Raw genomic sequence first — 26,455 nt, forward strand, 5'->3', positions numbered from 1 at the left:
GATACTTTGAAAGAACGCAGATCGCCTAGGGGCGATTGCGTTCTTTTTTCCATTTGCAAGGCTAATGTCACGATAATTACAAATTCTTCATAACACGCAAATCAGCAGAAAATAAAGCTCTGCTAATCTGGAATTGTAAACTCTAGTTGGAAGGGCGTGAGGAAGAATGAATGGAGTACCTCTATTAACGGCGCCACAACCTGCTAAGCTGATGGTGAAGCTGGCAAACCATGCACAAGAAATTGAGCAAGCGATGCGACTGCGATATCAGATTTTCGTCGAGGAAGAAAAGAATTTACGTTTGATGAATGAACAAAGGCTTGAAACCGATGACTATGATGCCTATTGTGATCACTTAATTGTCAAAGATCTCGAAACGGATCAGGTTATCGGCACATATCGATTACTTCCTGGAGACCGCGCGTGTGAGGGGATCGGATTTTACTCGGAAACTGAATTTGATTTAGGCTCTATGTCGGATTTGAAGACACAATGCTTGGAACTGGGACGCAGCTGCATCGCACCTGACTATCGTGGCGGTAGAGCGATTCAGATGCTGTGGGAAGGGATTGCCAGCTATATCAGCGAGCGTAATTTTACGCATTTAATCGGGTGTGCAAGTGTTCACATTTCGAATATAGAGGAATTAAACGAGATGTATACGATGCTGCGACAGAAACAAGTGCTTACTGACCGATTTGGAATTAAGCCGCTTGAAACGCATCGAATTTCCGGCTTAGCTCAAATTGAGCTTACTGGTAATGAGAAGGATATGTTTCGTAAACTGCCTCCTTTGATGAAAGGCTATCAGTGGCTAGGGGCGGAAATCGGTGGTGACCCTGCTTATGATGCGTTGTTTGGAACGGTAGACTACTTCATTGTTTTGCAAAAAGATAAGGTCGCACGTAAGTACAAACGTCATTTTCTACATGAAGACTAAGATGAGGTGGGCTTGTCTTGTACGAATGGATTGCTAGGTTAACCTCAGGTAGTGAAAAACAAAGTCCACTGGAGCGATTGCTGCCCCTTTTTCCATTATGGATGATGTCGATCCTATGCTGGGGGATAGCTGCAGTATGGTACGTGGCTTCTCGGAATGGGTTTCTGAAGCGTGTGAAAACTAATCTGGCAGATGTCTTAGGTCCGATGCCTGAGCGGAAAGTAAGGTCACTGACAAGGCAATATTTGCGAAATGTTGTATTCTCACTGTACGAAATTTGTTTCCAATCTAATAAGTTGAGTGAGCTTGAACTCGAGTTACAGGGTGAGGAACATTTATGGGCCGCACAGAAGCTGGCAAAGGGGAAAGGGTTTATTATCTATACGCCTCATGTGGGCAACTTTTTCAATTATTATTGGTATTTCTCCAAAATGTTCGATTGTCTTACGGTGGCTTCCGCGGGGAGTCCTGAACTCAAGCCCCTGTATATGAAATTTGCCGCTTTGGGATGTAAAGGGTTAGATTACGATAGTGTTCCACCACTGGAATTGTTTCGCACGTTAAAGAAACATGTTGAATCCGGAGGCATCGTCTTCCTGCTTGGTGATTTCTGGCGTCCTTCATTTCCTTTGTCGAAGCTATTTGGCAGGATTACACGTACGCCTGAAGGAACCGCAATGCTGGCAATTGAGCAACAAGTTCCAATCGTACCTTTCTATGGGTTCCGTTCACGAGGCTTCAAGCATCGACTAGTCGTTGGAGAACCTCTCATCCTGCCCACTCCAAAAACATGTTCAGCGCGGGTTGCTAGAGCAGATGCCAATCTATTGCTGAATGACTTTGTAGAGCGGGTAATCCGGGAACAGCCTGCTTCGTGGTTTTATTGGTTTAACGTTCATGAACGTTGGGAAAACGTGCAGCAACCATAAAGGACATTAGGACGGGGGAATCAATACATGGATACAGGGAGCCACTTATTATTTGGGGTTAGCCTCGCCGGTTTAGCGTGTTTGGAAACAGTCGTCAGTCAAGAGCCGGCGCTTGCACATGCCATTCTCGTTGGAACGCTGGTTGGTTCGTATGCGCCAGATCTAGATACTCTTGCTCGTTTGCGTGGCTATGCGAGTTATGTTCGCATTCATCGAGGTGTGACGCATTCTTTACCTGCACTACTCATTTGGCCACTATTAATAAGCTTGCCAATCGCGGCATTGTTTGGCGTTTGGGGACATTTTTTTAGTGTATATGTGTGGACATTATTAGCGGTAGTCTGCCATGTAAGCCTAGATGTTCTAAATGTATACGGCGTACAATGTTTACGTCCTTTTACGAAGAAATGGCTGCATTTTGACACCCTTTGTCTCTATGATCCTTTCTTGTTTGTGCTTCATGCTGGAGGCGCGCTCCTCTGGTTTGTGGTATGGGGAGGGGAGGTAGGAAATCACATCGGGGAGATGTTTGCACTTATTTTTGCCGCAACACTTGTATACATTGGCATTCAATCTTCTCAGCGTAAAAACCTCATTAAACTTGTACGAAACGAGTTAAAGATTTCTTCAGGTGTATGTCATCTTGTGCCAAGTTTGAACTGGTTTTATTGGCAGTTCGTTTATGAAAGTGACACTAGCTTCTATTTGGGGGAGCTTCGAAACGGACGCGTGCATGTGCTAGAACAATACAGTAAAAAAGATTACAATCGACAGGATAGTCACCCCGTTGTGAAAGCAACGATGGGGACAGATGGCGTTCGTGCATTTATGCATTTTGCGCAGCACATTTATGTGAGTTGGAGGGAGAAGAACGGCGGCTATGAGGTACAGTGGCGCGATATGCGATTTTGGCATAAGCGTAAGCTTACTTTCGGTGTGGATGTTCATCTCGATCATGACATGAAAGTAGTGAGTGATCGGATCGGTATGGATAAAAAAGCATGGGAACCGCCGTATGTGTAGATGATCACTTTTTCTTTACAAATAACAAAAACAACACCTCAGATCGCTTGTTTTCAAGTGCTGAAGTGTTCTTTTTGTTCAAATGGGCCTTATTACTTGAATTCACCTTCGTAGATCAATTCGCTAATTTCACGTCTTCCTGATGGTACTTCTCGTTCTTGCAGATTTTCAGGAAGAGCTTCCGCAGGACCGCGGTATCCGATTGCAATAACCGCGTGAAGCTCATACTCAGCAGGGATCTGAAGCGTTTCACGCGCTTGTTCACGTTCAAATCCGCCCATCGCATGTGTGATAAGTCCTTGATTATTAGCTTCTAGTGCTAGATAACCCCATGCCGTACCAGAATCGAAAGCATGACTAGGGTTATCAGTTCCTCTTGGTGTTTTGGTGTTTGAAATGACAAGTGTAAGTACGGGGGCTTTTTCGCACCATACACGATTAAGCGGCATAATGAAAGAATGGAATTTACTCAGTTGCTCTGGTGTACGAGCGACAATAAAGCGCCAAGGCTGATTATTGCTACCGGATGGTGCCCATCTTGCTGCTTCGAACAGGCTTAGTAGTACGTCTTCAGACACTTCTTGGTCGGAGAAGGAACGCGGTGACCAACGCTCTAGGAATTGTGGGTTGATTTCGTGTTCAGGTTGGCGATGCGCTTCAATTTCAGCAGATAAAGATTCGGACATTGGATATTCCTCCTAATTTATATTCTTCATTTGTATCTCATCTTAATTTTACCTGATTCCAAGCTAGTTTACGAATTTCTTACCACATATGAATTTATAAGTTTCCTGTACTCGGAAGAACAAATTCTTATTGGTGATAAAAACAATCTCTACGCGGTCGCTCATCCTAGAATAACTTCAATAGAAGTTTTTGACATAATTTTGTTGACTTGTATGGGTTTGGCGCAATTTGGCAAAGCTAGTTGTTATGAAATGATGGACCAAGAAGAGGTGCGAGAAGCCGTGAATTTCACGAGTCATGATGTCATTATCATTGAAAGAGCTTTAAGAACTGCCATGAAATATGATAGAGAAGAGCACCGAACTAGAGACTATCAAGAAGTTCTGTTTAAAATGCAAGAAAGTGCGAACCAAGCGCTGTCGGTCACAGCTCAAATAACAAGTGATGAACATGATGGCATTCGATATGATTATGATGATTCAGCCGATTTAATGTAGACATACGAACGTATATTCTGTAAAATGGAAGAAACGAAATGGCACCTTTTGGTGCACAATACCCCCACGGGATCCTAAACTGGCTTATTTACCAGTAGGGTTTCATGAGGGTATTTGTGCTGCATTTCAGCAACTTATTTCTCCAAGTCTAGTCACCGATCTCATTGTTTAGATCGTTTTTGAAAGGATGCTTCAATAGGTGTGATGAAAGAGATTTAATGTAAGTATTATTAATTCTTACCACATGAAAATTTAGTATTCTTGGAGTATAATTAACTTTTAGGTTCATGTCATGACGAAAAATGTAATATAAACTAGCATCTTGTGGGAATATCGTTTGAGTGATATTGTATAGGTATAAAGAACTAGGTCTGGGGGACTAATCACGACGAATGAAAATATTAGTTACCGGCGGCGCCGGATTTATCGCATCCCAAATTACAGATGCACTCATTGAAGATGGACACCAAGTTGCTGTTGTAGATAACTTAAGTACTGGTAAAAGAGAGCATTTAAATGAACGCGCCCTGTTTTTTCATGTTGACATCAATGATGAGCGATTATCTCAAGCATTTGAACGATTCCAACCAGAGGTTGTCATTCATCATGCCGCTCAGATTGATATTAAATCATCGCTGCAAGCACCTATTCAAGATTCGAACATTAACATTATCGGCTCTCTCCAGGTGTTGGAATTGTGTCGGAAATACAGCGTACGTAAAATTATTTACGCATCTTCAGCTGCGGTATACGGCTCTCCGGAATATCTAGGGATTACGGAATCGCATCCGATCAAGCCTCAGTCTTGTTATGGCATCTCCAAACATACGTTTGAGCACTATTTGGACGTATACGCACAGTTATACGGAATGGACTACACCGTGTTAAGATATGCCAACGTATATGGCATGCGGCAGGACCCGAAAGGGGAGGGCGGCGTCATTTCCATATTTATCGATAAGCTATTGTCACAGGTATCACCTGTCATCTATGGGAGCGGCGAACAAACAAGAGATTTCATCTTTGTCAAAGATGTCGTCCGCGCCAACATTTGCGCATTATCCAAGGGCAGCAAGATGGTTATGAATATCGGCACTAATCAGCAAACGAGTATTAATAGACTATACGATATCCTGTCCACGTTGCTTGAGACACCGATGAAACCTGATTTTCAAGCGAGCAGACAAGGCGATATTGAACATAGTCGGTTAGATAATCGTCTTGCAGCAACTTCGCTTGGTTGGCAGCCCCAATATACACTAATCGATGGTTTAACTGAGACTTGCAATTATTATAGATAATCAACGAGACTTAACTAAATGAAACAGTAGGGTGATGGCTATGGATGATAAACTAATCGTCATGCTCTCCACGGAAGGTACATATCCCTTTCATCAAGGGGGCGTCAGCACTTGGTGCGATATTCTTATCAATAAATTACAATCGGTTGATTACGTCATCTATAGTGTTCTAATGGATCCATTTGTTACGCAAAAATTTAAGTTGCCTCGCGATACAGGTCTTGTGAAAATGCCCTTATGGGGAACAGAAGAGCCAAGTGAACATCTGAGCACGCCATTTTCTGAGTCGTTTTTGGCCAAGAGAAGGACGAATTCAACGGTAGTGAAGGAAAAGTTCTTACCGCTTTTTACAGAACTTATCCGAGAAATAGTGAGTCTTGAAAAGAAACCGATACAGTTCGGACATACCATATTCGCCTTGTATCGTTATTTTCAAGAATATGATTTCAAGCAAAGTTTTAAAAATGAACTGACATGGGACACCTTTAAACGTATTATCCGGGAGACTGTGGATGATCCGAATAATCGTTTCGGCCAGCCGGATATTTATTGTTTAATCCAAAGCATGGGTTGGATTTATCGATTTTTTAATATCGTGAACACGCCAGTGCCCAAAGCTCATGTAAGCCATGCGTCTGCCGCGGCATTTTGTGGGATTCCCTGTGTGATCGCTAAATTGGAACATAATACGCCTTTTTTACTAACCGAACATGGCGTTTATTTGAGAGAGCAATATTTATCGCTCGCTAAACGAGATTATTCTTCATTTCTGAATACTTTCCTAATACGTATGATTCATACTGTAACTAGCATGAACTATGCATATGCGGATCAGGTGTCTCCAGTATGTCATTACAACACGCGTTGGGAACGTAAATTTGATGTAAATCCAGAGAACATCGAAGTGATATACAACGGTGTTGATCAACGTGTGTTTACAGAAGCAGCTGGCGTGAAAAGTGGGCCGTTAACGGTAGTCACCGTTGCGCGCATCGATCCTATCAAGGATATTTTGTCACTGATTCGTTCAGCTGCTATTGTGAGGCGACATATTCCAGATGTGCAATATGTAGTACATGGTTCTGTTTCGGTTCCCGAGTATTATGAGGAATGTGAGAAGCTAAGAGACCAACTCGGCTTACAACAAACCTTTACGTTTGCTGGGCATACGAGCAACATGGCAGCTGCCTATCAAAGTGGTGATGTCATCGTTTTATCCAGTATATCCGAGGCTTTTCCTTACTCTGTTGTAGAAGCTATGATGACGTCCAAACCGGTTGTGGCAACGGATGTTGGAGGTATCAAGGAAGCTTTGGGTCATACGGGCATTCTGGTTAAACCTTTTGATGCGGAAGGCCTTGCCGAGGGAACCATGAAGCTGCTGCTAAATCCCGAACTTCGTGAAACGATGGGTAAGGAAGGCAGGGAACGGGCACTGAATTTCTTTACATTGGATAGAGTGCTTGAATTACATTTAAAAAGCTATATTAAGCTTGCTGTTGGTGCAAAGGATACGGCATATTCAAGATCGGTCGCAGAAGCTGCACCAGTCAAACAAAGCTTTGGAACAACAACACTGCGTCCTGCAGCTGCAAAAAGATTCGATGAAAGCGCGCAACAAAAGCTATTTATCGAGAGAGGTTATGCTCTGCTGCTGAATGGATTTTACAGAGAAGCTATTATTCAATTCCGTGCCGCGATTGCTGAGCATGAATTATCACCAACCGCTCCTGTATTATTGCTTGAGATAGCATTTGCTTACAAGCAGCTTGGAGAGCACGATAAAGCGCTAAACGAGTTGGAAAAGTATGAACTTCTTCTTCAATTTGTTCAGCAGGTTAAGCCTGCCTAAACAAATAACGAAAGACGGGAGGTAGCTATGAGAGCCAGTCAACGACGATCTTTGTTCGGATACAATTCGAAGGAAGTAGAAAAGCAAGTAGCTGCGATGAAATTGCACTATGAGAAGATGAAAAATGAGTTGGAATCAGAGCTTGTTGAATTAAAGCAAATGAATCAATCCATGCTGGAGGAAATCGCTTTTAGACAACAAGAACTAGGCGAACAAGCTGTTATGGAAAAGGAGTTAGATGGGCTGCTTCAAAAAACACAACAGAAGCACTCGCAGCAAATAAAGAGTGAACAGCCCCAACATTCATTAAAAATGGAACGAATAAGAGCAAAATAACGAGGGGGGAAGCGGATGGGAAAAGAATATCGAAAAACAGTGCTATTCGGTCTTCATAAAAAATCCGTCGATCACTTTCTTAAGAGGCTTCACGATCTCCAAGAGAAAGAACTGCACGAGTTAAGGTCGCAAGTGAAGACTGCAAGTCAGCAAAATGGGCAGCTTGGTGAAAAGCTCACTGACCTTCGCAGCCGCCAGCGGCAAGAGAGAACGAAGGATCTCCTCGAGCAAGTGCTGCATAAAGCAGAAGAACCGGACATGAAGCCATCGGATGATGCACCTTTCATAAAACCGATGCTAAAGATTGTCTCATCATCAAATAGAGAAAAGATTGTCCAAGATTCGGAAGAGGGTAGTCTATCAGAAATTCTTGATACAGAATCATCCGATAGGGTTATTGAAGTACGGAAAGACCTTGTTATTGAAGAAGTACCTGAGGTTGAAGTAACATCCGAAGTTGAAGTAGTACCTGAGGTTGAAGTAACACCCGAAGTTGAAGTAGTACCAGAGGTTGAAGTAATATCCGAAGTTGAAGAAGTATTAGTATCGCAAGAGGTGCCTTCTGATAGTATATTTACGCCTCCCAATAATAGGCATACTCCCAAATCGATCTTTCGTCAATCAGTGGGTTCTTCGAGTGGATTTTGGGGTGATGCGGACAAGTATTTGGATGAGGAAAGCGTTGGTATTACTGAACATGCTATTAGCGCTGAGCGTGAGAAACCTAGAGCTTTACAACCGCAGCAGCAAGCGACACCCACACAATTTATTCCTGCTCCGATAGAATCAGCTTTTGAAGAGGAAATCGCTGCTGGGCTTCAAGTCGAGTTTGAAAAACAATCGTTTCCTGACAACAATTACATGGGTAAATCGGATAACGCAGAAATCGAGAAAATTAAGCGGACTTATATCATTGGCAAAATTGCTGGAGAGAATCTTCATGATCAAAAAGGAGGCCTAATCGTAGCGAAAGAAGCAATGATTACAGAGGAAGTCATTCGTCGCGCGCAAAGAGAAGGGAAATTAGCCGAGCTGATTGTCCATATGACCATACCAGGATTAGGTGAATAGACGTGGAAACAGCATTATCATTAAAATCCGTTGATGACAAAGAACATGCGCTGAACGAGATGCTTGATGCTGTACTTAATAAACATCTTCAACCTGAGGATTACTATGAAATTGCAGCCATTATTGAATCAATGGGATGGAATGACGAGCGTGTAGCAGAACGTTTTGGAATGGAAGATGTTTTTGAATTGGCGCAAATTCTTTGGCAGAGGATGCAACGGAAAATATTGTTTACTCCTTTTGCCAAAGTACAGAAATATACATTAACTAAAATTATTATTGAGTTATCAAGAAATTTTTTGCGCGGGGTCATTTTTGCCTTACCAATGGCACTCTCCGTCTTATCCATGTTGACCTTGCGATTCTCTCTGTGGTCATATGAAAATTTATCTGTCGAGTTGGCAACAAGTATTGGAGTCGGCACGATACTCAGCTTCATTACAGTGGGTGGATTTACACAGGCGATTGCCAGACGAGGATTTTTCTACGTGATCCAAGGCTACTATAATATGGCACGTCGCGTTACGTTTTACTTTATTTTCTTGGGATTTATTCTTTGTATAATCGTTTGTATTTGTTTGTATGTGTTTAATTTGTACATTCAAGTATTGCCGTTCAATTTACTTTCAGTGGCGCTCTTATATTATTTTTTCCTGAATGCAATCTGGTTATCCGTAACCGTGATGTATATATTGAAAAAAGAGCTTGCTTTTACCGGATTACTAGTAGCAGGTATCGGAATTGTCTATCTTATTACGTCTATTTTTGGCATCAATAAAATTATCGTCGCACAGCTAATATCTCTTTGCATTATCTCAATAGCTAGTCTATGTTTGGTGATCTATTACTTTCGAAAAGCCGAGTTAAAAGGGGAGAAGGGGATTGCTCCTAAGCTGCCTAAAATGTCGGTCACGATCTATTCAACCTTGCCTTATTTCATCTATGGCGGTATGTACTTCACATTTTTGTATGTAGATCGAATTATCTCTTGGTCTACACATGACCCGGCAGGGATGCCATTTTTCATTTTATTTCGCGGTTATTATGAGCTAGGACTTGACTTTGCCTTACTTGTCCTCATTATTCCAATGGGGATGAGTGAAGTCATTTTAAATAAATTAATGAATGATATTCAAACGAGCCAAAAAGCGTTTTGGGGATATGAAGCGGAGAAAATGAACCGCATGTATGTGGCGCAGTATTGGAAAAGATTGATCTTGATCAGCGTTATTTCAATCATTAGCGCAGTGTTTGTTTATTTTATTACCCGCTATGTGACGTCTCGATTCCCTTCCGATGTTGGCAGGATTCTCATTCAAGATCCCATTACGAAGTCCGTTTTTTTATGGGCATTGATTGCCTATGTGTTTGTTGCAGTCGCTTTGATGAATGCCGTTATTTTATTTTCGCTGTCTCAGCCGAAATTAGCCATTCAAGCGATATGGCCAGCCATGGTATTAAATATGGTTGTGGGGTTTCTCTGTACACGATGGTGGGGGTATGAATTCGCGGTAATTGGCCTAATTACGGGTTCGTTTGCCTTTTTAATCATATCTACGAGAAGCGTTATTCGTGTATTACGTAATCTGGATTTCTATTTATACGTTTCGTCGTAAGAGAAGCGGACACAGGGGAGGCATCGACATGTACACGCAATTTTGGAATCAAATATATCACATAGTCCATTATTCAATTGCATTTGTGCTGCTGTTGGTGCTTTTTCCAAGGCTGTTATTTAAGAGGACGACAACGGATACATTAGAACAATTGGCTGCTAATTACATGCAAATGGTGTTTCTTCTCATTGTCATGGGGTATGTGCTCGTTGCCTCCAAGTTATTTGAATTTTTATCCATAACGGCAATATTAGGCATTTTGTTAGTAAATAGATATGCAACACATACGACTCCGGAAACAAGAGATCAATTCCAAAATAGATTGATTGTGTGGATCTACGATTATTTTGAAGGTTTGATTCAGATCAAACATGTATTCAAAGTGTGGTGGACAGGACGTAAAAAGAGGTCGGTTCAAGAGTTAAATAGTTTTACCTCTTTGATACCTAAAATGCTGTTTTTTCTGGTGTTTATAGTGATATTTGTTCTTTCCGGATATATAAGATTTTATGATGCGTTTACTAGTCCTGTGCCTGGCATGTCGGATGGAAACGTGACTTTAAGCTGGATGAAATCCATTGATGCTCGAATACTGTTCCCAAATGGGTTTTATCCCAAGGGATTTCACATTTATTTAGATATGCTGTTCAAATATGCTGATATTGATCCTCTTTATATACTTAAATACACGGGACCATTAAATACGATTCTCCTAGAATTAGGATTTTATTTTATTGTATCAAGATTTACAGCAAATAAGCTTGCGGGTCTTGTTGCTGCTATTGTGTATGGATTACTTAGTCCGCTATTTGTGGGGGCTGTTTACAATCGTCAGGCTGCGACAAACTCACAAGAATTTGGTTTTGTATTCGTTCTACCATCTCTATATTTTTATGCAAGTTATCTTAGAAAAGGCAAAAGATTTTACCTTTGGGCAGCAACTGCTGGGACAGCTTCTGTAGGGTTAGTACATGAAATTGGATTTGTTTGGCTAGGTTGTGGAATGGGTGTCCTTCTTATACTTTATTTAATCTTTGCTTGGAAAGAAAATTTTGAAAGAGTTAAATGGACTATAGCGGCGGGGATAGGAACTGTCATTGTTACCCTTATACCCTATGTAATGGCAAAGGTATTTAAGGTTCAGGAGCATTCATCATCAGAGAGTTTTGCGACTAATCGTCTTTCAGTAGTCAGCAGCCCACAACTGCATATCATGGATTATTTTGCCCTTGCAGCAGCTGGGATCGTATTTTTGCAAGCCTTTATTGTGAGAGGCGATCGACTGTCAAAATTACCCTTTTTGTTTATGAGTTTATTTACATTAATAACATTTAGCATATATAAGTACGTTGGACCTATGACTCGATTTGAGGTAGTTGTTACACGTTCAATAGATATATGGGTTCTTTGTATTCCAGTGATCCTTGGTATGGGGTGGAATGCTGTATTTAATCTCATCCAATCAAAAAAAATAAGGTCTTATTTCGAATTAGTTGGGTGTACAGCAGTTCTATTTCTCGCAATTATTTTCGTTCCTATTAAACCAATTATTCCCTATAAAATGGAATCAGATAAGGCAGTTGAGCAATACCTCATAATCTCCAGTCAATACAAGCCATCCCAGTTTTTAATTGTTTCGCCGCGCGTCCAAGAATCTAGTATTGTTGATGGCAAAGGTTATCATATGTATCTGAAATCCGATAATCAACCTCACTTGCTCAATGTATATGATCCGACAAAAGAACCGCTTACATTAATTGGACAAGAAAAATATGATAAGAATATTGTGAACGATATATTTATTTATTACGAAAAAAATATTTATCAAGTAAGCAAAGATAATACTAGTGTGTACGAAATTGAAAAAAACAATTACGAAAATTACGAAAAAGAATATGCAGATCTCCAAGTATGGATCCAAACCTACAAAGAATCGCACAAATCAGACAACTCGTTTTCGATATTTTATGAGGATGATAACTTTATCGTTTATCATTTGCATCGTGATGCTGATAGAAACAAACAGATAAACAAAATTTGGAGCTAACAAGAAGGGAGGAAAATAAGGTGACAATAGAGTCAAAGTCAGTCAGTTTGTGGGGAGAGGCAAAAAAAGTTTTGCTCGGTTCTGTTGGAGTCGTTGCACTATTGAACGGCAGCGTTGCGATATTTGCATTCTTTAAGGACGTCTTGATGGCGAGCTGCTTTGGCACTTCTTTACAAGCAGATGGCTTCTCTCTTGCTTATTTCCTCACTGATACTATAGGTAACAACCTGATTGCGTCAGCGCTTGGAGTATCATGCATCCCGGTTTTCACCAAAGCTTATACTGCGGGTCGAAGGGACGACTTCGTAAAGGATGTGCGTACTTCAATTCTGGTATTTTCTCTTTTCACTTTGCTTGTATGGCTTGGATTATTTAAATACAGTGATTCGATTTCCGAATGGCTGGTTGGATCTTACGTATCGGATTTGGGGCAGCTAACCGCTGCTTTAATTCGAATTATGCTTCCGACAGTATTTTTATTTCCTATATTTTCCATAGGTAGTTCCCTGCTTCAAACAACAGGCATATTTTCAGCGCCTGCCGCAGCACCTTTATTGTCTCATGTGTTGATGATGATCGCATTAGTTGGTTGTGGTGCTATTGATCTGAATAGAGAACAAACGGTAAATGTTGTTTCGTGGAGTATATTATTCGGTGCAGTGGCCATGACGGTTGCTATATGGGGTGTAGTTTGGTGGAAGAAGCCATTTAATGCAATGGAAAAGCAACGACTTTTTGATAAAGTATCCGTAGAGCGAATAACCCGGTTCTGGCAAGCTCAAGGTCAGTTTTGGAATATTTTTGTGCCCTATCTATTAATTTTAGCCAGCAGCCAGATTGTTTACTTTGTTGAGAGGAAATTGGCTTCTGGAATGGGGACAGGAACTGTAGCTGGGTTAAACTATGCCTTTCGGCTTTCTCAACTTCCGTTATGGGTTTTTGTGTCTGCTATATCTTCTGTTATGTTTCCATCCATGTCTCAAGATTTGTTCTTGAATCAAAATGATAAGTTGAAATCGACTTTGGAAAGGACGTTCAAGGATATCTTATTGGTGACGCTGCCCACAACTTTGTTGTTTTATTTGTTAAGGGATCCAATTGTATCCATCCTGTTCCAACGTGGCGCCTTCGATGATAATTCAGTCCATATTACTTCAGAGATTTTAAAAGGCTATGCTCTTTCAATCATTGGGTTATCGTTTTCAGCTGTATACTTGCGATATTTTCTAGCTGTCGGGAAAATGCTTTTACCACTGATGGTCACGATCTTTGCTTCTTGTGTAAACATTGCTGCAGATTATTTGTTTAAAGATACTTTCGGAGCTGCAGGACTTGGCTATGGCGCTGCTATTGGAGCAATGGTAAGTGCTCTCATGTTCACAATTCTTATTTTCGATGCGCTGCAATTTTCTTTCCTGTCGGTAATAAAGATGCTAGGAAAATTGCTGATGGCAAATGTGCTCCCTTGCTTAGTGCTTTTTCTCTTTTCCCAGTTATGGAATCATCTAGCAAGTAATAATGGTTTAGCCATCCGCATCATGTTATTGACATCTGTTTTCGGAGTTTACGCAGCGATCTATTATGCCGCTTTGCGGAAATTTAATCTGATAAGGAATTTCGGCTGGAAGGGGCGTTAATGTGGGCAGTATCAACCTATTAAGAATTGTATACTTGATTGTTGGCGGCAGTTTTGCCAGCATTGTCATGTACTTATTGGCTAAAAAAAAAATAAATGAGAGAAATACGTTGCTTTGGTTGTCGGGAGCGGTTGGAATTTTGATAATCTCAGCTTTCCCGTCACTGCTAAACTGGACAGCAAGAAAAATTGGCGTTGACTATCCACCAGCGCTACTTTTCTTATTCTCTGCACTCATTTTATTGGTTATTGTACTCCATCAATCGATTCAAATCTCGGTATTGAATGAAAAAATAAAGCAACTAGCTCAGCACATGGCTCTGCAAAAAATTGAGGACGAAAAGGAGGACCATCATGAAAACAATGTCTGACATTTACGCTGTCATCGTAAAATACGCAATATATGAAGCGGTCGGACTAGGGATCTTGTTTCTTATGACATTGCTAGTTTGTGTTTGGCAGATTCGCCGATCGCGGATGGTGAGGGAAAGGTTGAATCGAGCTAACCTTCTATTGGAAAATGTCAGAGCCGCGAAAGGACTTGAGACAAACATAGATTATCTGCTGGAGCGAATTGGAACATTACTTGATGCTTCAGTCTATGCTTTCTATTTATTCGATACTAAGAACAAACAATATATATTAAAAGGTGTCAGGCATAGCGAATCTGATTTCGGTAAAGTCAGGCCTTCCTACAGCGGATTAGCAGCATATAAAAAAGAAGCATATATGCCTCCAATTTCATTAAATACATCCTCCATTCCAAGTAGGTCAGAAATGGTCAACGAGGGAGAAGTTCCTCTTTTTTTCGTGCCGATTGGAGGAATAGGAGCCTTTAGGATTGGTCCGGTGCGTAAAGTCAGCCGTAAATCTCAACAATCACTTGACGAGTTAGCAATGCAGTTACAATACGTGCTACCTGAATTAATTCTATCGGAAAGCATGCGTAATCAAGTTGACGTTGTTGTTGCTTCTGGTAAAGCGCTTCAAAATATAAGCGATGTAGCCATTGACCCTAAAATTACTTTGAATCTAATGATAAAGGCTAGTCTAAAAGCTGTAGGAGCCTTTGGTGCTCTTTACTTGGAAAGATTACCATCTTATTGGAAAATTTCTTCTGCGATTGGTTTAGAGGTGGACGTCCAGATCGAATTGGAACAAGATGAAACATTTTTCGGATTTATTTGCTCACAAGTAGAAGGTAAAGAGAGCGTAGTTATTGGACAAGGCGAAACCGCATTTTATGAACTTCCAATATTACTTGCCGCTCAGGGAACCCAGGCGATAGCAATTGCTCAAGTTGGTAATCGAGGGCTTCTTGTTTTTCTGTTTCAAAAAAGGATCGCACTAGAAACAGATCCCTTTGCAATGATCGCTACAGACCTGTTGGATATCATTGATTCACAGGCTCCTATCCAGCATTTATCCAAAGTTTATATTCGAATTCTAAAAAAACTGGCTCGTATGATGGATAACTTAAATCCATACACGATTGGCTATTCAGATCAAATGAGCCGCTACGCTATCATCATAGCAAAAGAATTGGGTCTCCCGGATGATGAAATCCGTGATATTGCATTGGCTGCATACTTAAGTAATATAGGTATCCTTGGCTTATCTACTGACCTCTTTCAAAAAGAAGGAAAGTATACGGAAGCTGAGTATGAAATGATGAAGCTGCATTCCGAAGTTGGAGCTTCCATCATAAGTGTAACCACAGGAAATAAAAGAGTGGCTTCATACATTTTGTCCCATCATGAGCGAATGGATGGCGCCGGGTATCCCGCAGGTCTAAGAGGGTCGGAGATTCCTGTTGGTGCGCGTATTTTAGCAGTCGTACAAACATTTTTGGCCAAAATTAATGGACGGAAGCAAAGAGACCCGCTCTCTTTTGATAAAGCTTTACAAATGCTAGTTTCTGCATCAGGAACTCAATTGGACAAACAGGTTGTTGATGCGTTGGTTCGTTGGTATCAAAGAAAAAGGGTGGATCCTAAATTTGCTGAGCATTCCCTTGGAAATTGCTGGGATATGTGTTGCACACCTTCAGTCATCTGCGAGCACTGCCCCGTATTTATATCCAGTAAAGCAGGAAGCCGCGTTAAATGCTGGGAAATTGAAGGAAATCTTTGCGGCTCGCACGGAAAATCGTGTGCAACCTGCTTTGTCCATAGCGAATTTGTAACGAGATCGGTGGTGAAGTAGTTGAAAATGAAGACTAGGGAGCAATTCAGGCAAGCTAGTAATTATGCTCTATTCTATGGCTGCGGTGAAGTCGAAGCATTATGTAGATTTGATGTAGCTGTTGTGGAATCAGCTGGACAATCAGCGTCGAATATAGCGGTTATACAGGCTTCAAACACCGTTATTCTTGCTTACATGAGCTTCATGGAAATTGCCGATTATGATCCTCATTTTCGTTATTTAAGTGAAGAGGATTTCCTAAAGGATGAGCAAGGAAGGAAGATCAGGAACGAAGTATTTGGTACTTTCTTGTTGGATTTAAGCTCTAAACGATGGCAAGGGCTATTGTTTCATCAGATAGGGCGATTATTAAATGTAGGCGGCTACCAAGGGCTATTCTTGGATACCATCGGGAATGTGGAGACGCCGGCACTACCTGCTTTTCAAAGAGTGCGTCAGCTCGAAGAAGCAGTCAAAATGGTCAAAGCTCTTCGATCCTTCCATCCTGAGTGCGTCATTGTACAAAATAACGGTCTTAATGATCTGTGTCTGCAAACAGCTGACTGGATTGACGGTATCTGCTGGGAAAATCCCTATTTCACTGAACCTTCGGCAAGAGAATGGACTGAACATATTGTTGCTCAACTGGAACAAATTTCAAACAAGAAAGGCGTCAAAATCATGCTGCTGCTCGAAAAGGAGTCGTCTCAGGATGATGTTAATTGGGAGACTGCCAAACAAAAAGCTAAAAGTCATGGTTTCCTGCTTTATGGAGCACCTTTTCAATATGTGAAAGGTGTTTATGAGCCAGTATTACTATAAATTTGCTAACACAGCTTTTTTTTGTATTAATTTTGTCGAAATGTGTTGTTTGAAATCAGAATCTAGCCTTATTAGGAGTAGCACTTTTTCCAATCTGCATTTCGTTATTGTATGGATCCCAAAACAATCGTGAGATTCATAATCCACCGCTAAGCAGGAGGTGTTTATCATGGAGAATGTTTTAACAATCGACCTGGAAGAATGGTATCACGCGAATTATGAGGATAACTCATTCGAACCCGGACGAGAATACGAGGAACGTGTTATCGGAAATACAAAAAAGATTCTCGACATGTTTGACCGTTATCAAGTAAAAGCGACATTCTTTACTTTAGGTATGATAGCCGAGAAATATCCTAGTCTTATTCGCCTCATTCATGAAAAAGGGCATGAGATCGCATCCCATGGATATGGGCATCAATTGATTTATAAGCAAAGTGAACAACAATTCGAAGAAGATCTACAAAAATCAATCTCGTTCATAGAAAAGGCGATCGGTCAGAAACCAAAGGGCTATCGTGCGCCTTCTTGGTCCGTGAACCATGAGACACCATGGGTGTTTTCCGTTCTAAAACGCAATGGAATTGAGTATGATGCCAGCATTTTTCCAGTTAAAACCTTTCTCTATGGCATCCCTGACGCGCCCAGATTACCTTTCCAACTGAATTTTAATGAAGGGAGTATACTGGAATTTCCAACCTCAACCGTTCGTTTGGGTACTAGGAATTTGCCTTTCTCGGGAGGCTTCTATTTCCGCTTTTTTCCCTACACACTGATCCGACGCATGTTTCGAAGTCTGAACAAATCGGGTCAGCCTGTCATCTTCTATTTGCATCCGAGAGAAATTGATCCCCACCAGCCTAAGTTAGAGACGCTGTCAATCAGGGATTATTTTATTCATTATTATCAAATTAGTAGTTGTGAAAAAAAACTCGATAAGCTTTTGAGAGAGTTTCGTTTTACGACAGTATCTACCTATCTATTTAATTCACAAAACCAGATTGACGTTACATGGAGCTTAAACGAAAGCGTTGATTATAGACCAACTGGCATAAATGACCAGTCTATCGGAGGATAACAAACTAGGAGGTTTATGAGTGATGAGGATTCTCATTATTGTTCCTGCATTTAATGAGGAAGAGAATATTGTGAAAACAATCAATAGCATTAAAAATGCTGGCGACTTTGATATTCTTGTTATTAATGATAGATCGCTCGATCAAACTTTGCTGATGGCGAAAATGCAAAAGAACATTAAAGTCATTGACCTTGCCTGTAATCTGGGAATTGGCGGGGCTATGCAGACGGGATATATGTATGCGTACCGGCACAATTACGACATCGCTATTCAAATTGATGGGGATGGTCAGCATGATCCTACTTTTATCTGGAAAGTCATAACTCCTATCATTCACGATGGCTACGATTTTGTGATAGGTTCTCGATTCATCGATTACGAAGGTTTTCAATCTACCAAAATGAGAAGAATAGGCATATTGTATATTCAGCATCTGATTCGTGCAATAAGTGGTATGCAAGTTACGGATCCCACATCGGGTTTTAGAGCTTTTGGTAAGCGAGCAATTCAATACTTTGCCAAGCATTATCCCAACGATTATCCAGAACCGGAGTCGATTGTTATTGCTCATCGTTTAGGGCTAAAAATAAAAGAGGTGCCTGTCGTGATGAGAGCAAGAGAGGGCGGGAGCTCGTCCATTTATTCATATAAAAGCATATACTATATGATGAAAGTGACCTTATCCATTATGGTTGCGAGATTAAATCGAGCGATAAGAGAAGCATGAGCATAGAAGCTGATGATCGCGATTGTGCAGGAACGATTTGTGTAAAAGGGTCGGTGTACGGAAGCGGAATTCGGGTTGTACGGCTAAAACCGGTCAACAATACCACTCCTGAAGTGCTTGGTATTTAAGCCCTAATATCTATCGTCATTGCGACCATTTTTTGGCGCATACGTTAAGTTAGAAGCTATTGCAGGAGTGTTTCTTGTTTTAAATAGCCTAGTTATTTGCTAAATCGTAACTACTTAGTGCCTCCCTATTTCTAGGTAAAGCTGACTGAAACTAAGCTGAAATGATCTATACTCAAGTAAATTCGAGGGAGATTAAATAATTTGTCTAAATCGTTAACTAAAATTAATAAAATATTTTTTCTATTTGAATTACACGAGATTATGAGTTTAACTGTCTTAATAATGTTATTCTTATTATATGAATTAGGACTTGCAGAAGAAAACTTCTTTGACGAATTAATAAATATCTCGATAAATGCAGGATTTTTCACTACTGCGATAACCTTATTCTTAATAATAATGATAGTTATCAACTATTTTTTACCTAAAGGAAATCTAAAAAAACTCGCAAAGTTAATATTCCGAGTCATGTCATCCTTCTTAATCATGGCAATTTCTTTTGAATCTATCACACATTTTATTAATATTAGAGGACTTACATTGTATGATACCGAATTGCAGCATTGGGATAGTATCATTTTTTTTGGTAAACAACCTTCAGTTTGGTTGGAATCTTGGAGTTCTCCCGTATTAACTTGGATATTTAGTGGAGCCTATTTATCATGGTTTATTTTTCTTTATGGAACAATACTTCTTATGATACCAAAAGGAAAGAAAGCTGTGATAGAATATGCGACTGTTACACTTATGACCTTTTATATTGGATATATTTTTTATATGATTGTCCCTGGATTTGGGCCTATCTTTACTTATACATATAATACTAAGTTAGGTGGGTTAACTGCATGGATGATGGATCGAAGTGTATTTCAACCTGCAGCAGATGTATTTCCAAGTCTACATACCGCTACCTCTGTCGTAATGTTAATTCAAGTATGGCGTTATTACAAAGTTTTTTCATGGGTTTATATCCCATTTATGATATGTATTATATTTTCTACGATATATTTACGAATTCATTATGGTGTGGATGTCATTGGAGGCATCATTTTAGCAATAGTAACTGTTACAATTACTCCTTTTATAATAAATGTGTGGAATAACATACGATCATAGGAAAACATTTATGAGTATTACTCTGGGAAATTAATTGAAAATGAAAAGAGATTGAAACAATAGTGGCAAAATTAAAATGTACATGTGAGGATTTTAGGAAGGAGTGTATTAGAAATGTCACTTTTAATAACTGACGGAATACTCCGTATGTCCTTAGCGGCAACAAGGTCGGTTGGTAGCAAAGGTGTAAGCGTAGGTGTAGGGGAGAAAACGAGGTTCACACCTTCCGCATTTTCAAAATTTTGCGACGACACTTGGGTTTATTCTGACCCTGTAACCAGTCCTGATCTTTTCTTTGATTCATTAGTTAAACATATTCAATTAAAGAAATATAAAGTGTTATTTCCTATGGAGGAAGTCATTTTGACTATGATAATGGAAAGACGCGAAGAATTGAGTCAATTCTGTCATTTACCACTTCCTCCTATAGAGAGTTATTTTACCGCCAGAGATAAGGGACTCTCAGCTAGTATAGCGCTAAAGGCAGGAGTGGATGCTCCCAAAACAGAATTTCCTAGCAATTTAGATGAAGTTCCAATTCTAGCTCGTAAATTAATGTATCCAGTGGTAATAAAACCTCGTGTCAGTTCTGGTTCAAGGGGGATACGAATTGTTCAAAATGAAAAGGAACTTATTACGGTATATGAAGAAATTCATATGGTATTTCCTTTTCCTATTTTGCAGGAATATATACCACTCGGACGGCGGTACGGTGTAGGTTTATTGTATGATAGAGACGGTAAATTAAGAGTAACTTATGCTGAAGAGAAGGTTCATCATTTTCCCTTTCCAATAGGACCCAGTTCATTAGTTGAAAGTATTTGGATGCCAGATTTGGTGGAAAGAGCGAAAACTGTAATGAGTATGCTACCATGGTATGGTGTGGCTGAAGTAGAATTTATGACGGATCCACGAGATGGAATTCCGAAATTTATGGAGATCAATCCTCGTTTTTGGAACTCGCTTCAGCTTGCAATCCAATCGGGTGTTGATTTTCCGTGGTTGCTATATCAGGTTGCAATAGGCAATAAAATAGAAGATTGTTTTAACTATAAAATCGGAGAAAAATGCCGTAACTTGCTTCCAGGGGAATTACTTCATTTTACTACTAATCCGAATCGCTGGTCTATGGATCCACCTTTATGGGCTGGAAAGTCAAAAGGGGTTATGGATGATATTATGTCATGGTCCGATCCGTTGCCTACTATAGGTTTTGCTTCGACTTGTCTTAGGTATCTTTTTGATCGTGAACTTTGGGCTAAGCTGTTGAAGCGATGAAGCCAAAGATATGAGAGCTAATGCGTCTATGATCTACGGTCATCCGAGTCAAAGAAAAGGGCTTGCGATGAAGAAAAAATGGAGTAATAAGTTCTTCGTTAAGTTCAGTCTAGTCCCAGCTTTTTAAAAAAAAGGCTAAGAAGTAAATCTTCTAACACTTCTTGATCAGTAAATGCGCGGGGTGACCAACGAGTTAGGAATTGTGGGTTGATTTCTTGTTCTGGTTGATTCTGGTTGGCGATTGGATGCGATTTAAGTCGGTAAAGAACCTGTCACTATGAATTCATCCTTATTTGACTCTGATGAAGTATGATAGGAAAGAGCAGAGTTCAAGAGATTATCAGGAGATTTTGCTAAAATGCAAGAAAGTGCAAACAAGTTCTCATTGTCAATTCTCAGATTGCTCCCGCAGATCATGATGGCATTCGATACGATTATGATGATTCAGCCGATTTAATGTAGACATACGAACGTATATTCTGTAAAATGGAAGAAACGAAATGGGTAAGGAGATTCGATTTATGAATCCTTTCACAGGTAAGGTTTCTTCAATGATAGAGATGATTGATGGGCTGCGTAAATCGCCTGAAATCATGGAGCAAGTCACATACTGGCACACCATACCCCCGCGTGATCCGAAGCTGGCTGATTTTCCAGAAGGATTGCATGAGGGTATTTGTGCTGCACTTCAACATAAACACATCGGGCAATTATATACACACCAAGCCGAATCATTTCGTCAAGTGACGGCAGGGAACCACGTTGTTACTGTAACACCCACGGCTTCAGGAAAGACCTTATGTTACAACCTTCCGGTGTTACAGAAGATATTGGAAAACGATGCTTCGCGAGCGCTGTATTTGTTCCCAACCAAAGCCTTGGCACAGGATCAGGTGGCTGAATTGCAGGAAATGGTTGAGTTTATGGATGTGGATATAAAGACGCATACGTATGACGGCGATACGCCTCCTACAGTGCGGCAGGCGATTCGAAATGCGGGACACATTGTCGTTACCAACCCAGATATGCTCCATTCGGCTATCCTTCCACACCATACGAAATGGGTAAAGTTGTTTGAGAATTTGAACTATATCGTTATCGATGAAGTGCATTCTTATCGGGGTGTATTTGGTAGTCATGTTGCCAATGTGATTCGAAGGTTGAAGCGAATTTGCCGGTTCTACGGTTCGAATCCGCAGTTTATTTGTGCTTCGGCCACAATTGATAATCCGAAGGAGCATGCAGAGCATCTGATCGGTGAATCCGTGACGCTGATTGATAAAAATGGTGCGCCGGCAGGGGAGAAGCACTTTGTGTTCTATAACCCACCGGTTGTTAATCAACAATTGGGAATTCGTAAGAGCTCGGTCTTGGAGACGCGCAAGCTTGCGGGGACGCTGCTGCGGAGCGGGATCCAGACGATTGTGTTTGCTCGGAGCCGCGTGCGCGTGGAGATTTTGCTTACGTATCTACAGGAGCTCGTGAGTCACGAGCTGGGCAGCAAATCGATTCGCGGCTACCGCGGAGGGTATCTCCCGAAGCTGCGCAGGGAGATCGAAAGAGGATTACGCAGCGGGGAAATCCGCGGCGTCGTGAGCACGAACGCGCTGGAGCTGGGCATCGATATTGGCCAGCTGCAAGCTTGCGTGCTCAATGGCTATCCAGGCACGATAGCCAGCACTTGGCAGCAGTCCGGGCGTGCCGGACGTCGGCAGGAGACTTCGCTGACGATACTCGTCGCGAGCAGTAATCCACTGGATCAGTATTTGATCCAGAATCCACGGTATTTCTTTGAGCGTCCGCCAGAGCAGGCGCGTATTCATCCAGACAACCTGATCATCCTCGTTGATCATGTGAAATGTGCGGCGTATGAGCTGCCTTTTGAAGCGAATGAGAAGTTCGGTGAGGAGTCGCTCACCGATGTACTTGAGTATTTAACAGAGGAGCAGGTGCTGCATCAAGTCAATGATCGTTGGTATTGGATGGAGCAATCGTTCCCGGCTCATAACATCTCGTTGCGCTCAGCGGCGCAAGAGAATTTCATCATTATCGATATGACTAATGGACATCGTGTTATTGGGGAATGTGATCGTTTTAGTGCGCCGACACTGATTCATGAAGAGGCGATTTATATCCATGAAGGCATTCAATTCCAAGTAGAAAAGTTGGATTATGAAGAGAAGAAAGCATTCGTAAGACAAGTAAATGTGGATTACTTTACCGATGCCAGCCTGGCTGTTCAGCTTAAGGTACTGCATGTGAATCGGGAGGGACGAGTGGGCGGTCTACTTCGTCAACTAGGTGAGGTCACTGTGAATGCGCAGCCAACGATTTTCAAGAAAATCCGATTGCGCACGCATGAGAATATCGGCTCAGGGCCTATACGTTTGCCGGAAGAGGAGCTGCATACGAGCTCGTATTGGTTCACTTTCGACGAGGCGATGGCAGCCGGACGTTCAGCGAATGACATGCAGCATGCGCTGCTTGCAATTGCCAACGTCCTGGCGCATCTCGCGCCGCTGTATTTGATGTGCGACCCGATGGATATTCGGGTCGTTCCCCAGGTGAAGGCCGTGCATAACAAGCTGCCGACAGTATTTTTCTACGACCGCTACCCAGGCGGTGTCGGACTTAGTGATCGGCTGTACGAGGTCCACGGACAGCTGATGGATCAGGCGCGCAGCCTGATTAAGAGCTGCGGCTGCATCAGCGGCTGCCCAGCCTGTGTTGGGCCGATCGAAGAGGTCGGCCTACTCGGCAAGAAGCTCGCGCTCGAGCTGCTCGCAGAGCTCGAAGGCGGTGCCCGATGAGCGGGCTCCGCGAAAGGCTCGGCCGCCTGCGGGGACCCGCGGCGGCTGGAGTAACACCACCGCCCCCGCCGGAGGCAGGGGGCGAGTGGGCGCAGCTCGGCGCCCATATTGCGACGAGCCCCGCGGGCTCGTTCGTGATGCGGCGCCGCGAGTACGGCGCGGACAGCGTGCACGGCAAGTATCGGCTGCGTGAGCTTGCCGATGTTGCTGCGCAGCTGTCCTGCTTTCACGAGCAGGACGCCGTCGTCCGGCTCGAAGAACTGCTCTTCTTCGACACCGAGACTACCGGACTCGGCGTCGGTGCAGGCAATGTGCCGTTCATGGTCGGCATCGGCTACTACACAGGGGAGCTGTTCACCGTTGAACAGCTCATGATTCGCAACCCAGCAGAGGAACATGCAATGCTGGTGTACTTACAAGAACTGCTAGGACGATATACGCATATCGTCTCCTATAACGGCCGAACGTTCGATTGGCCGATTCTCAAAAATCGCTTCGTCCTGAATCGCCTAACCTTGGACGACTCCGATCTTCTTCAGTTGGATCTTCTTTACCCTTCGCGAAGTCTGTGGCGGAACACGCTGCCTTCCTGTCGGTTGAGCAAGGTAGAAGAAAGTCGCCTTAGCTTTGAACGTGTGGATGATGTGCCAGGGTCTATGGCGCCTGCGCTGTACTTTCAATACTTGGCGGAGAAGGATCCTTCTGTCCTCCAAGGAGTTTTCATTCACAATGAGCACGATATCGTGACATTGGCTGCTCTGACGATCCATTTTGGCAAGTTGCTAAGTCCAGATATAGATCACTTAACTGAGCAAGACCTAGACATTGTCTATGATAACGATCTAGTTCTTGCTCTTGATCTTGCTCCTGATCTTGCTCAGTTTCCCATTCCCAACCTCGACCCAGAAGAACTATTCCGCACGGGTTTATGGCTTGACAAAATGGCGCGACCTGCCAAAGCGGAACGATATTTTAATGTTTTATACGTGAAGCTATTAAGCTATACAGCCGTCACAATCCCTGCTGAGCAAGAAACTGCTCTACTTCAATTAGCAGGCTATTATAAGAAGTGTGGTCTATATGCTCGTGCGATCGAACTATGGAAACAGGCCATTGTACTCAAGCCTGCAAGTATTTCTTTGCAGCTGGAGCCGTATTTGGAACTTGCGATGTACTACGAGCACCGTGAGAAGGACTTGAATCAAGCGGTCTTTTATGCAGAAGAAGCGTGGGCAAGGCTCTGGCGGCGTCGTGCACTTCATCGTGGTGATCGTAAGATTAATGAGATAGAGGAAGCATGGGAGAAACGGATTGCACGTCTGAAGCAGAAAATGCGAAAAAAAGAGACGAGTTTGAGTATCAGAGGTGTTTCGTATTCCGTAAGCATGGACAAAGCGCCCCGTGTGAAACGGAACAAAAAGGCACCAAAGCCCACTTACGTGAGTGAAGGCTTAATTTAATTCGCTGTTTCATTCTAACCATTTAACCTTCAGCTAAGTGTTTACGCGATCCGTCATTTGGTTATACAAGGTATAAAAATGGCAAGGAGCGATTATCGTGCCTGAGCTTCCGGAAATGGAAACGTATCGTCAGCAATTGACGAGATTGATAATAGGATTACCGATTACGGAAGTCGTTGTGACACGTCCCAAATCCTTGAATATAGACCCAGACGATTTCGCTAAAGTGCTTATCGGTAACCGGATTGTGCGGATAGAACGCAGGGCAAAACACTTACTGTTTCATTTGGCCATTGGAGAAGAAGTTCTACTGTTGCACCTCATGCTAGGCGGTTGGATGTTCGTCGGAACACAAGAGGAAAAGCCTGACCGAACAGTACAGGTAGAAATCCATTTTGGTGTAAAAAGTCTATCTTTTATTGGATTGCGATTAGGTTATTTACATTGCCATACGCCGATGGAGATCGATGCCCTCTTGCATAAATTAGGGCCCGAGCCACTAGGATTAAGCTTAGTCCAATTTCGGAACGTCCTAAGATCAAAGAGAGGAATTCTCAAGGTGACGCTTGTGGATCAAGCCGTTCTTTCTGGCATCGGGAATTGTTATTCGGATGAAATGTGCTTTGAAGCGGGAATCCTCCCTCTACGTAAAGTGACTTCCCTTACCGAAAATGAGCAATCGCAGCTCTATACAGCCATGCAAGCGCTGCTTCGCGAAGCGATTCAAGTCGGTGGCTATATGGAAGATCCCTTATTCGTTGGTGATCGATTAACAGGTCAATATAATCCGAGATGTCGTGTTTACGATCGAAATGGCGAGCCTTGTTTTCGCTGTGGTGACCCTATTATTCAAACGGAAGTCTCAAGTCGTAAATGCTTTTATTGTGCCAATTGTCAAAAGTGAAAGGTCGGATGGA

23 protein-coding genes are annotated in these 26,455 nt (G+C 42.1%); 22 read left to right on the plus strand and 1 reads right to left on the minus strand.

Annotated features, from left to right (window positions below; genetic code table 11):
• Positions 1 to 166: 166 nt before the first annotated feature.
• From AC58P7_RS05230 to AC58P7_RS05240, 3 genes are read left to right on the plus strand one after another with little or no spacing between them, the layout of a single operon-like run.
• Positions 167 to 940, plus strand: a complete 774-nt coding sequence (locus AC58P7_RS05230; RefSeq protein ID WP_497340515.1) for a GNAT family N-acetyltransferase — start codon at positions 167 to 169, stop codon at positions 938 to 940.
• A gap of 17 nt (positions 941 to 957) precedes the next feature.
• On the plus strand, positions 958 to 1,869 hold the full coding sequence (locus AC58P7_RS05235; RefSeq protein WP_497340517.1) for a lysophospholipid acyltransferase family protein: 912 nt from the start codon (positions 958 to 960) through the stop codon (positions 1,867 to 1,869).
• A 27-nt stretch (positions 1,870 to 1,896) separates the two neighbouring features.
• On the plus strand, positions 1,897 to 2,892 hold the full coding sequence (locus AC58P7_RS05240; protein ID WP_497340519.1) for a metal-dependent hydrolase: 996 nt from the start codon (positions 1,897 to 1,899) through the stop codon (positions 2,890 to 2,892).
• Positions 2,893 to 2,984: 92 nt separating this feature from the next.
• Here AC58P7_RS05240 and AC58P7_RS05245 read toward each other — a convergent pair whose 3' ends face one another.
• Positions 2,985 to 3,578 carry a nitroreductase family protein gene (locus tag AC58P7_RS05245; protein ID WP_497340521.1) on the minus strand — a complete coding sequence of 198 codons (594 nt, stop codon included), beginning with the start codon at positions 3,576 to 3,578 and terminating at the stop codon, positions 2,985 to 2,987.
• Positions 3,579 to 3,791: 213 nt separating this feature from the next.
• On the opposite strand from AC58P7_RS05245, the gene AC58P7_RS05250 reads away from it, so the two are divergent.
• The 19 genes from AC58P7_RS05250 (at position 3,792) to AC58P7_RS05340 (ending at position 26,442) form a co-directional block, all read left to right on the plus strand.
• Positions 3,792 to 4,076 carry a hypothetical protein gene (locus tag AC58P7_RS05250; protein ID WP_497340523.1) on the plus strand — a complete coding sequence of 95 codons (285 nt, stop codon included), beginning with the start codon at positions 3,792 to 3,794 and terminating at the stop codon, positions 4,074 to 4,076.
• Positions 4,077 to 4,468: 392 nt separating this feature from the next.
• Positions 4,469 to 5,377, plus strand: coding sequence for an NAD-dependent epimerase/dehydratase family protein (locus AC58P7_RS05255; RefSeq protein WP_497340525.1), 909 nt, complete (start codon positions 4,469 to 4,471; stop codon positions 5,375 to 5,377).
• Positions 5,378 to 5,417: 40 nt separating this feature from the next.
• Positions 5,418 to 7,229 carry a GT4 family glycosyltransferase PelF gene (pelF, locus tag AC58P7_RS05260; protein ID WP_497340527.1) on the plus strand — a complete coding sequence of 604 codons (1,812 nt, stop codon included), beginning with the start codon at positions 5,418 to 5,420 and terminating at the stop codon, positions 7,227 to 7,229.
• A gap of 27 nt (positions 7,230 to 7,256) precedes the next feature.
• Entirely contained in the window at positions 7,257 to 7,565 is a 309-nt protein-coding gene (locus tag AC58P7_RS05265) for a hypothetical protein (protein WP_497340529.1), read from the plus strand.
• A 15-nt stretch (positions 7,566 to 7,580) separates the two neighbouring features.
• On the plus strand, positions 7,581 to 8,636 hold the full coding sequence (locus AC58P7_RS05270) for a hypothetical protein (RefSeq protein ID WP_497340531.1): 1,056 nt from the start codon (positions 7,581 to 7,583) through the stop codon (positions 8,634 to 8,636).
• Positions 8,637 to 8,638: 2 nt separating this feature from the next.
• Complete coding sequence (locus AC58P7_RS05275; protein ID WP_497340533.1) at positions 8,639 to 10,252, plus strand: hypothetical protein; 1,614 nt, start codon at positions 8,639 to 8,641, stop codon at positions 10,250 to 10,252.
• 28 nt (positions 10,253 to 10,280) lie between these two features.
• Positions 10,281 to 12,299, plus strand: a complete 2,019-nt coding sequence (locus AC58P7_RS05280) for a putative glycosyltransferase family protein (protein ID WP_497340535.1) — start codon at positions 10,281 to 10,283, stop codon at positions 12,297 to 12,299.
• A 20-nt stretch (positions 12,300 to 12,319) separates the two neighbouring features.
• Positions 12,320 to 13,936 (plus strand): murein biosynthesis integral membrane protein MurJ, encoded by a 1,617-nt coding sequence (gene murJ / locus AC58P7_RS05285; protein WP_497340537.1) that lies wholly within the window; start codon positions 12,320 to 12,322, stop codon positions 13,934 to 13,936.
• A 1-nt stretch (position 13,937) separates the two neighbouring features.
• A complete protein-coding gene (locus tag AC58P7_RS05290) occupies positions 13,938 to 14,306 on the plus strand; it encodes a DUF2304 domain-containing protein (protein WP_497340539.1) in 369 nt (122 codons plus the stop codon).
• A complete protein-coding gene (locus AC58P7_RS05295) occupies positions 14,290 to 16,140 on the plus strand; it encodes an HD-GYP domain-containing protein (protein ID WP_497340541.1) in 1,851 nt (616 codons plus the stop codon). Before AC58P7_RS05290 ends, AC58P7_RS05295 begins: the two co-directional genes overlap by 17 nt.
• Before the next feature lie 6 nt (positions 16,141 to 16,146).
• Complete coding sequence (locus tag AC58P7_RS05300) at positions 16,147 to 16,941, plus strand: endo alpha-1,4 polygalactosaminidase (protein WP_497340913.1); 795 nt, start codon at positions 16,147 to 16,149, stop codon at positions 16,939 to 16,941.
• Between the two features lie 169 nt (positions 16,942 to 17,110).
• Positions 17,111 to 18,019, plus strand: coding sequence for an XrtA system polysaccharide deacetylase (locus AC58P7_RS05305; RefSeq protein ID WP_497340543.1), 909 nt, complete (start codon positions 17,111 to 17,113; stop codon positions 18,017 to 18,019).
• 22 nt (positions 18,020 to 18,041) lie between these two features.
• The gene (locus tag AC58P7_RS05310; protein WP_497340545.1) at positions 18,042 to 18,746 is read left to right on the plus strand and encodes a glycosyltransferase family 2 protein; all 705 of its coding nucleotides are present in this window, start codon (positions 18,042 to 18,044) and stop codon (positions 18,744 to 18,746) included.
• Positions 18,743 to 18,874, plus strand: a complete 132-nt coding sequence (locus AC58P7_RS05315; RefSeq protein WP_497340547.1) for a hypothetical protein — start codon at positions 18,743 to 18,745, stop codon at positions 18,872 to 18,874. The genes AC58P7_RS05310 and AC58P7_RS05315 overlap by 4 nt, the downstream gene beginning before the upstream one ends.
• Before the next feature lie 201 nt (positions 18,875 to 19,075).
• The gene (locus tag AC58P7_RS05320; RefSeq protein WP_497340549.1) at positions 19,076 to 19,990 is read left to right on the plus strand and encodes a phosphatase PAP2 family protein; all 915 of its coding nucleotides are present in this window, start codon (positions 19,076 to 19,078) and stop codon (positions 19,988 to 19,990) included.
• A 114-nt stretch (positions 19,991 to 20,104) separates the two neighbouring features.
• On the plus strand, positions 20,105 to 21,268 hold the full coding sequence (locus AC58P7_RS05325; RefSeq protein WP_497340551.1) for a carboxylate--amine ligase: 1,164 nt from the start codon (positions 20,105 to 20,107) through the stop codon (positions 21,266 to 21,268).
• A gap of 521 nt (positions 21,269 to 21,789) precedes the next feature.
• On the plus strand, positions 21,790 to 24,078 hold the full coding sequence (locus AC58P7_RS05330) for a DEAD/DEAH box helicase (RefSeq protein ID WP_497340553.1): 2,289 nt from the start codon (positions 21,790 to 21,792) through the stop codon (positions 24,076 to 24,078).
• Positions 24,075 to 25,538 (plus strand): ribonuclease H-like domain-containing protein, encoded by a 1,464-nt coding sequence (locus tag AC58P7_RS05335; protein ID WP_497340555.1) that lies wholly within the window; start codon positions 24,075 to 24,077, stop codon positions 25,536 to 25,538. Before AC58P7_RS05330 ends, AC58P7_RS05335 begins: the two co-directional genes overlap by 4 nt.
• Before the next feature lie 97 nt (positions 25,539 to 25,635).
• Entirely contained in the window at positions 25,636 to 26,442 is an 807-nt protein-coding gene (locus AC58P7_RS05340; RefSeq protein ID WP_497340557.1) for an Fpg/Nei family DNA glycosylase, read from the plus strand.
• Positions 26,443 to 26,455: the final 13 nt, after the last annotated feature.

The sequence above is a fragment of the Paenibacillus sp. J22FR5 genome (genome assembly GCF_059691975.1).

Coding starts and splice junctions, on each gene's coding strand:
- AC58P7_RS05325 (WP_497340551.1), top strand. CDS start 20,105: ATGTCACTTTTAATAACTGACGGAATACTCCGTATGTCCTTAGCGGCA.
- AC58P7_RS05270 (WP_497340531.1), top strand. CDS start 7,581: ATGGGAAAAGAATATCGAAAAACAGTGCTATTCGGTCTTCATAAAAAA.
- AC58P7_RS05335 (WP_497340555.1), top strand. CDS start 24,075: ATGAGCGGGCTCCGCGAAAGGCTCGGCCGCCTGCGGGGACCCGCGGCG.
- pelF (WP_497340527.1), top strand. CDS start 5,418: ATGGATGATAAACTAATCGTCATGCTCTCCACGGAAGGTACATATCCC.
- AC58P7_RS05305 (WP_497340543.1), top strand. CDS start 17,111: ATGGAGAATGTTTTAACAATCGACCTGGAAGAATGGTATCACGCGAAT.
- AC58P7_RS05300 (WP_497340913.1), top strand. CDS start 16,147: ATGAAGACTAGGGAGCAATTCAGGCAAGCTAGTAATTATGCTCTATTC.
- AC58P7_RS05330 (WP_497340553.1), top strand. CDS start 21,790: ATGAATCCTTTCACAGGTAAGGTTTCTTCAATGATAGAGATGATTGAT.
- AC58P7_RS05295 (WP_497340541.1), top strand. CDS start 14,290: ATGAAAACAATGTCTGACATTTACGCTGTCATCGTAAAATACGCAATA.
- AC58P7_RS05245 (WP_497340521.1), bottom strand. CDS start 3,578: ATGTCCGAATCTTTATCTGCTGAAATTGAAGCGCATCGCCAACCTGAA.
- AC58P7_RS05315 (WP_497340547.1), top strand. CDS start 18,743: ATGAGCATAGAAGCTGATGATCGCGATTGTGCAGGAACGATTTGTGTA.
- AC58P7_RS05240 (WP_497340519.1), top strand. CDS start 1,897: ATGGATACAGGGAGCCACTTATTATTTGGGGTTAGCCTCGCCGGTTTA.
- AC58P7_RS05265 (WP_497340529.1), top strand. CDS start 7,257: ATGAGAGCCAGTCAACGACGATCTTTGTTCGGATACAATTCGAAGGAA.
- AC58P7_RS05250 (WP_497340523.1), top strand. CDS start 3,792: ATGGGTTTGGCGCAATTTGGCAAAGCTAGTTGTTATGAAATGATGGAC.
- AC58P7_RS05280 (WP_497340535.1), top strand. CDS start 10,281: ATGTACACGCAATTTTGGAATCAAATATATCACATAGTCCATTATTCA.
- AC58P7_RS05230 (WP_497340515.1), top strand. CDS start 167: ATGAATGGAGTACCTCTATTAACGGCGCCACAACCTGCTAAGCTGATG.
- AC58P7_RS05310 (WP_497340545.1), top strand. CDS start 18,042: ATGAGGATTCTCATTATTGTTCCTGCATTTAATGAGGAAGAGAATATT.
- AC58P7_RS05255 (WP_497340525.1), top strand. CDS start 4,469: ATGAAAATATTAGTTACCGGCGGCGCCGGATTTATCGCATCCCAAATT.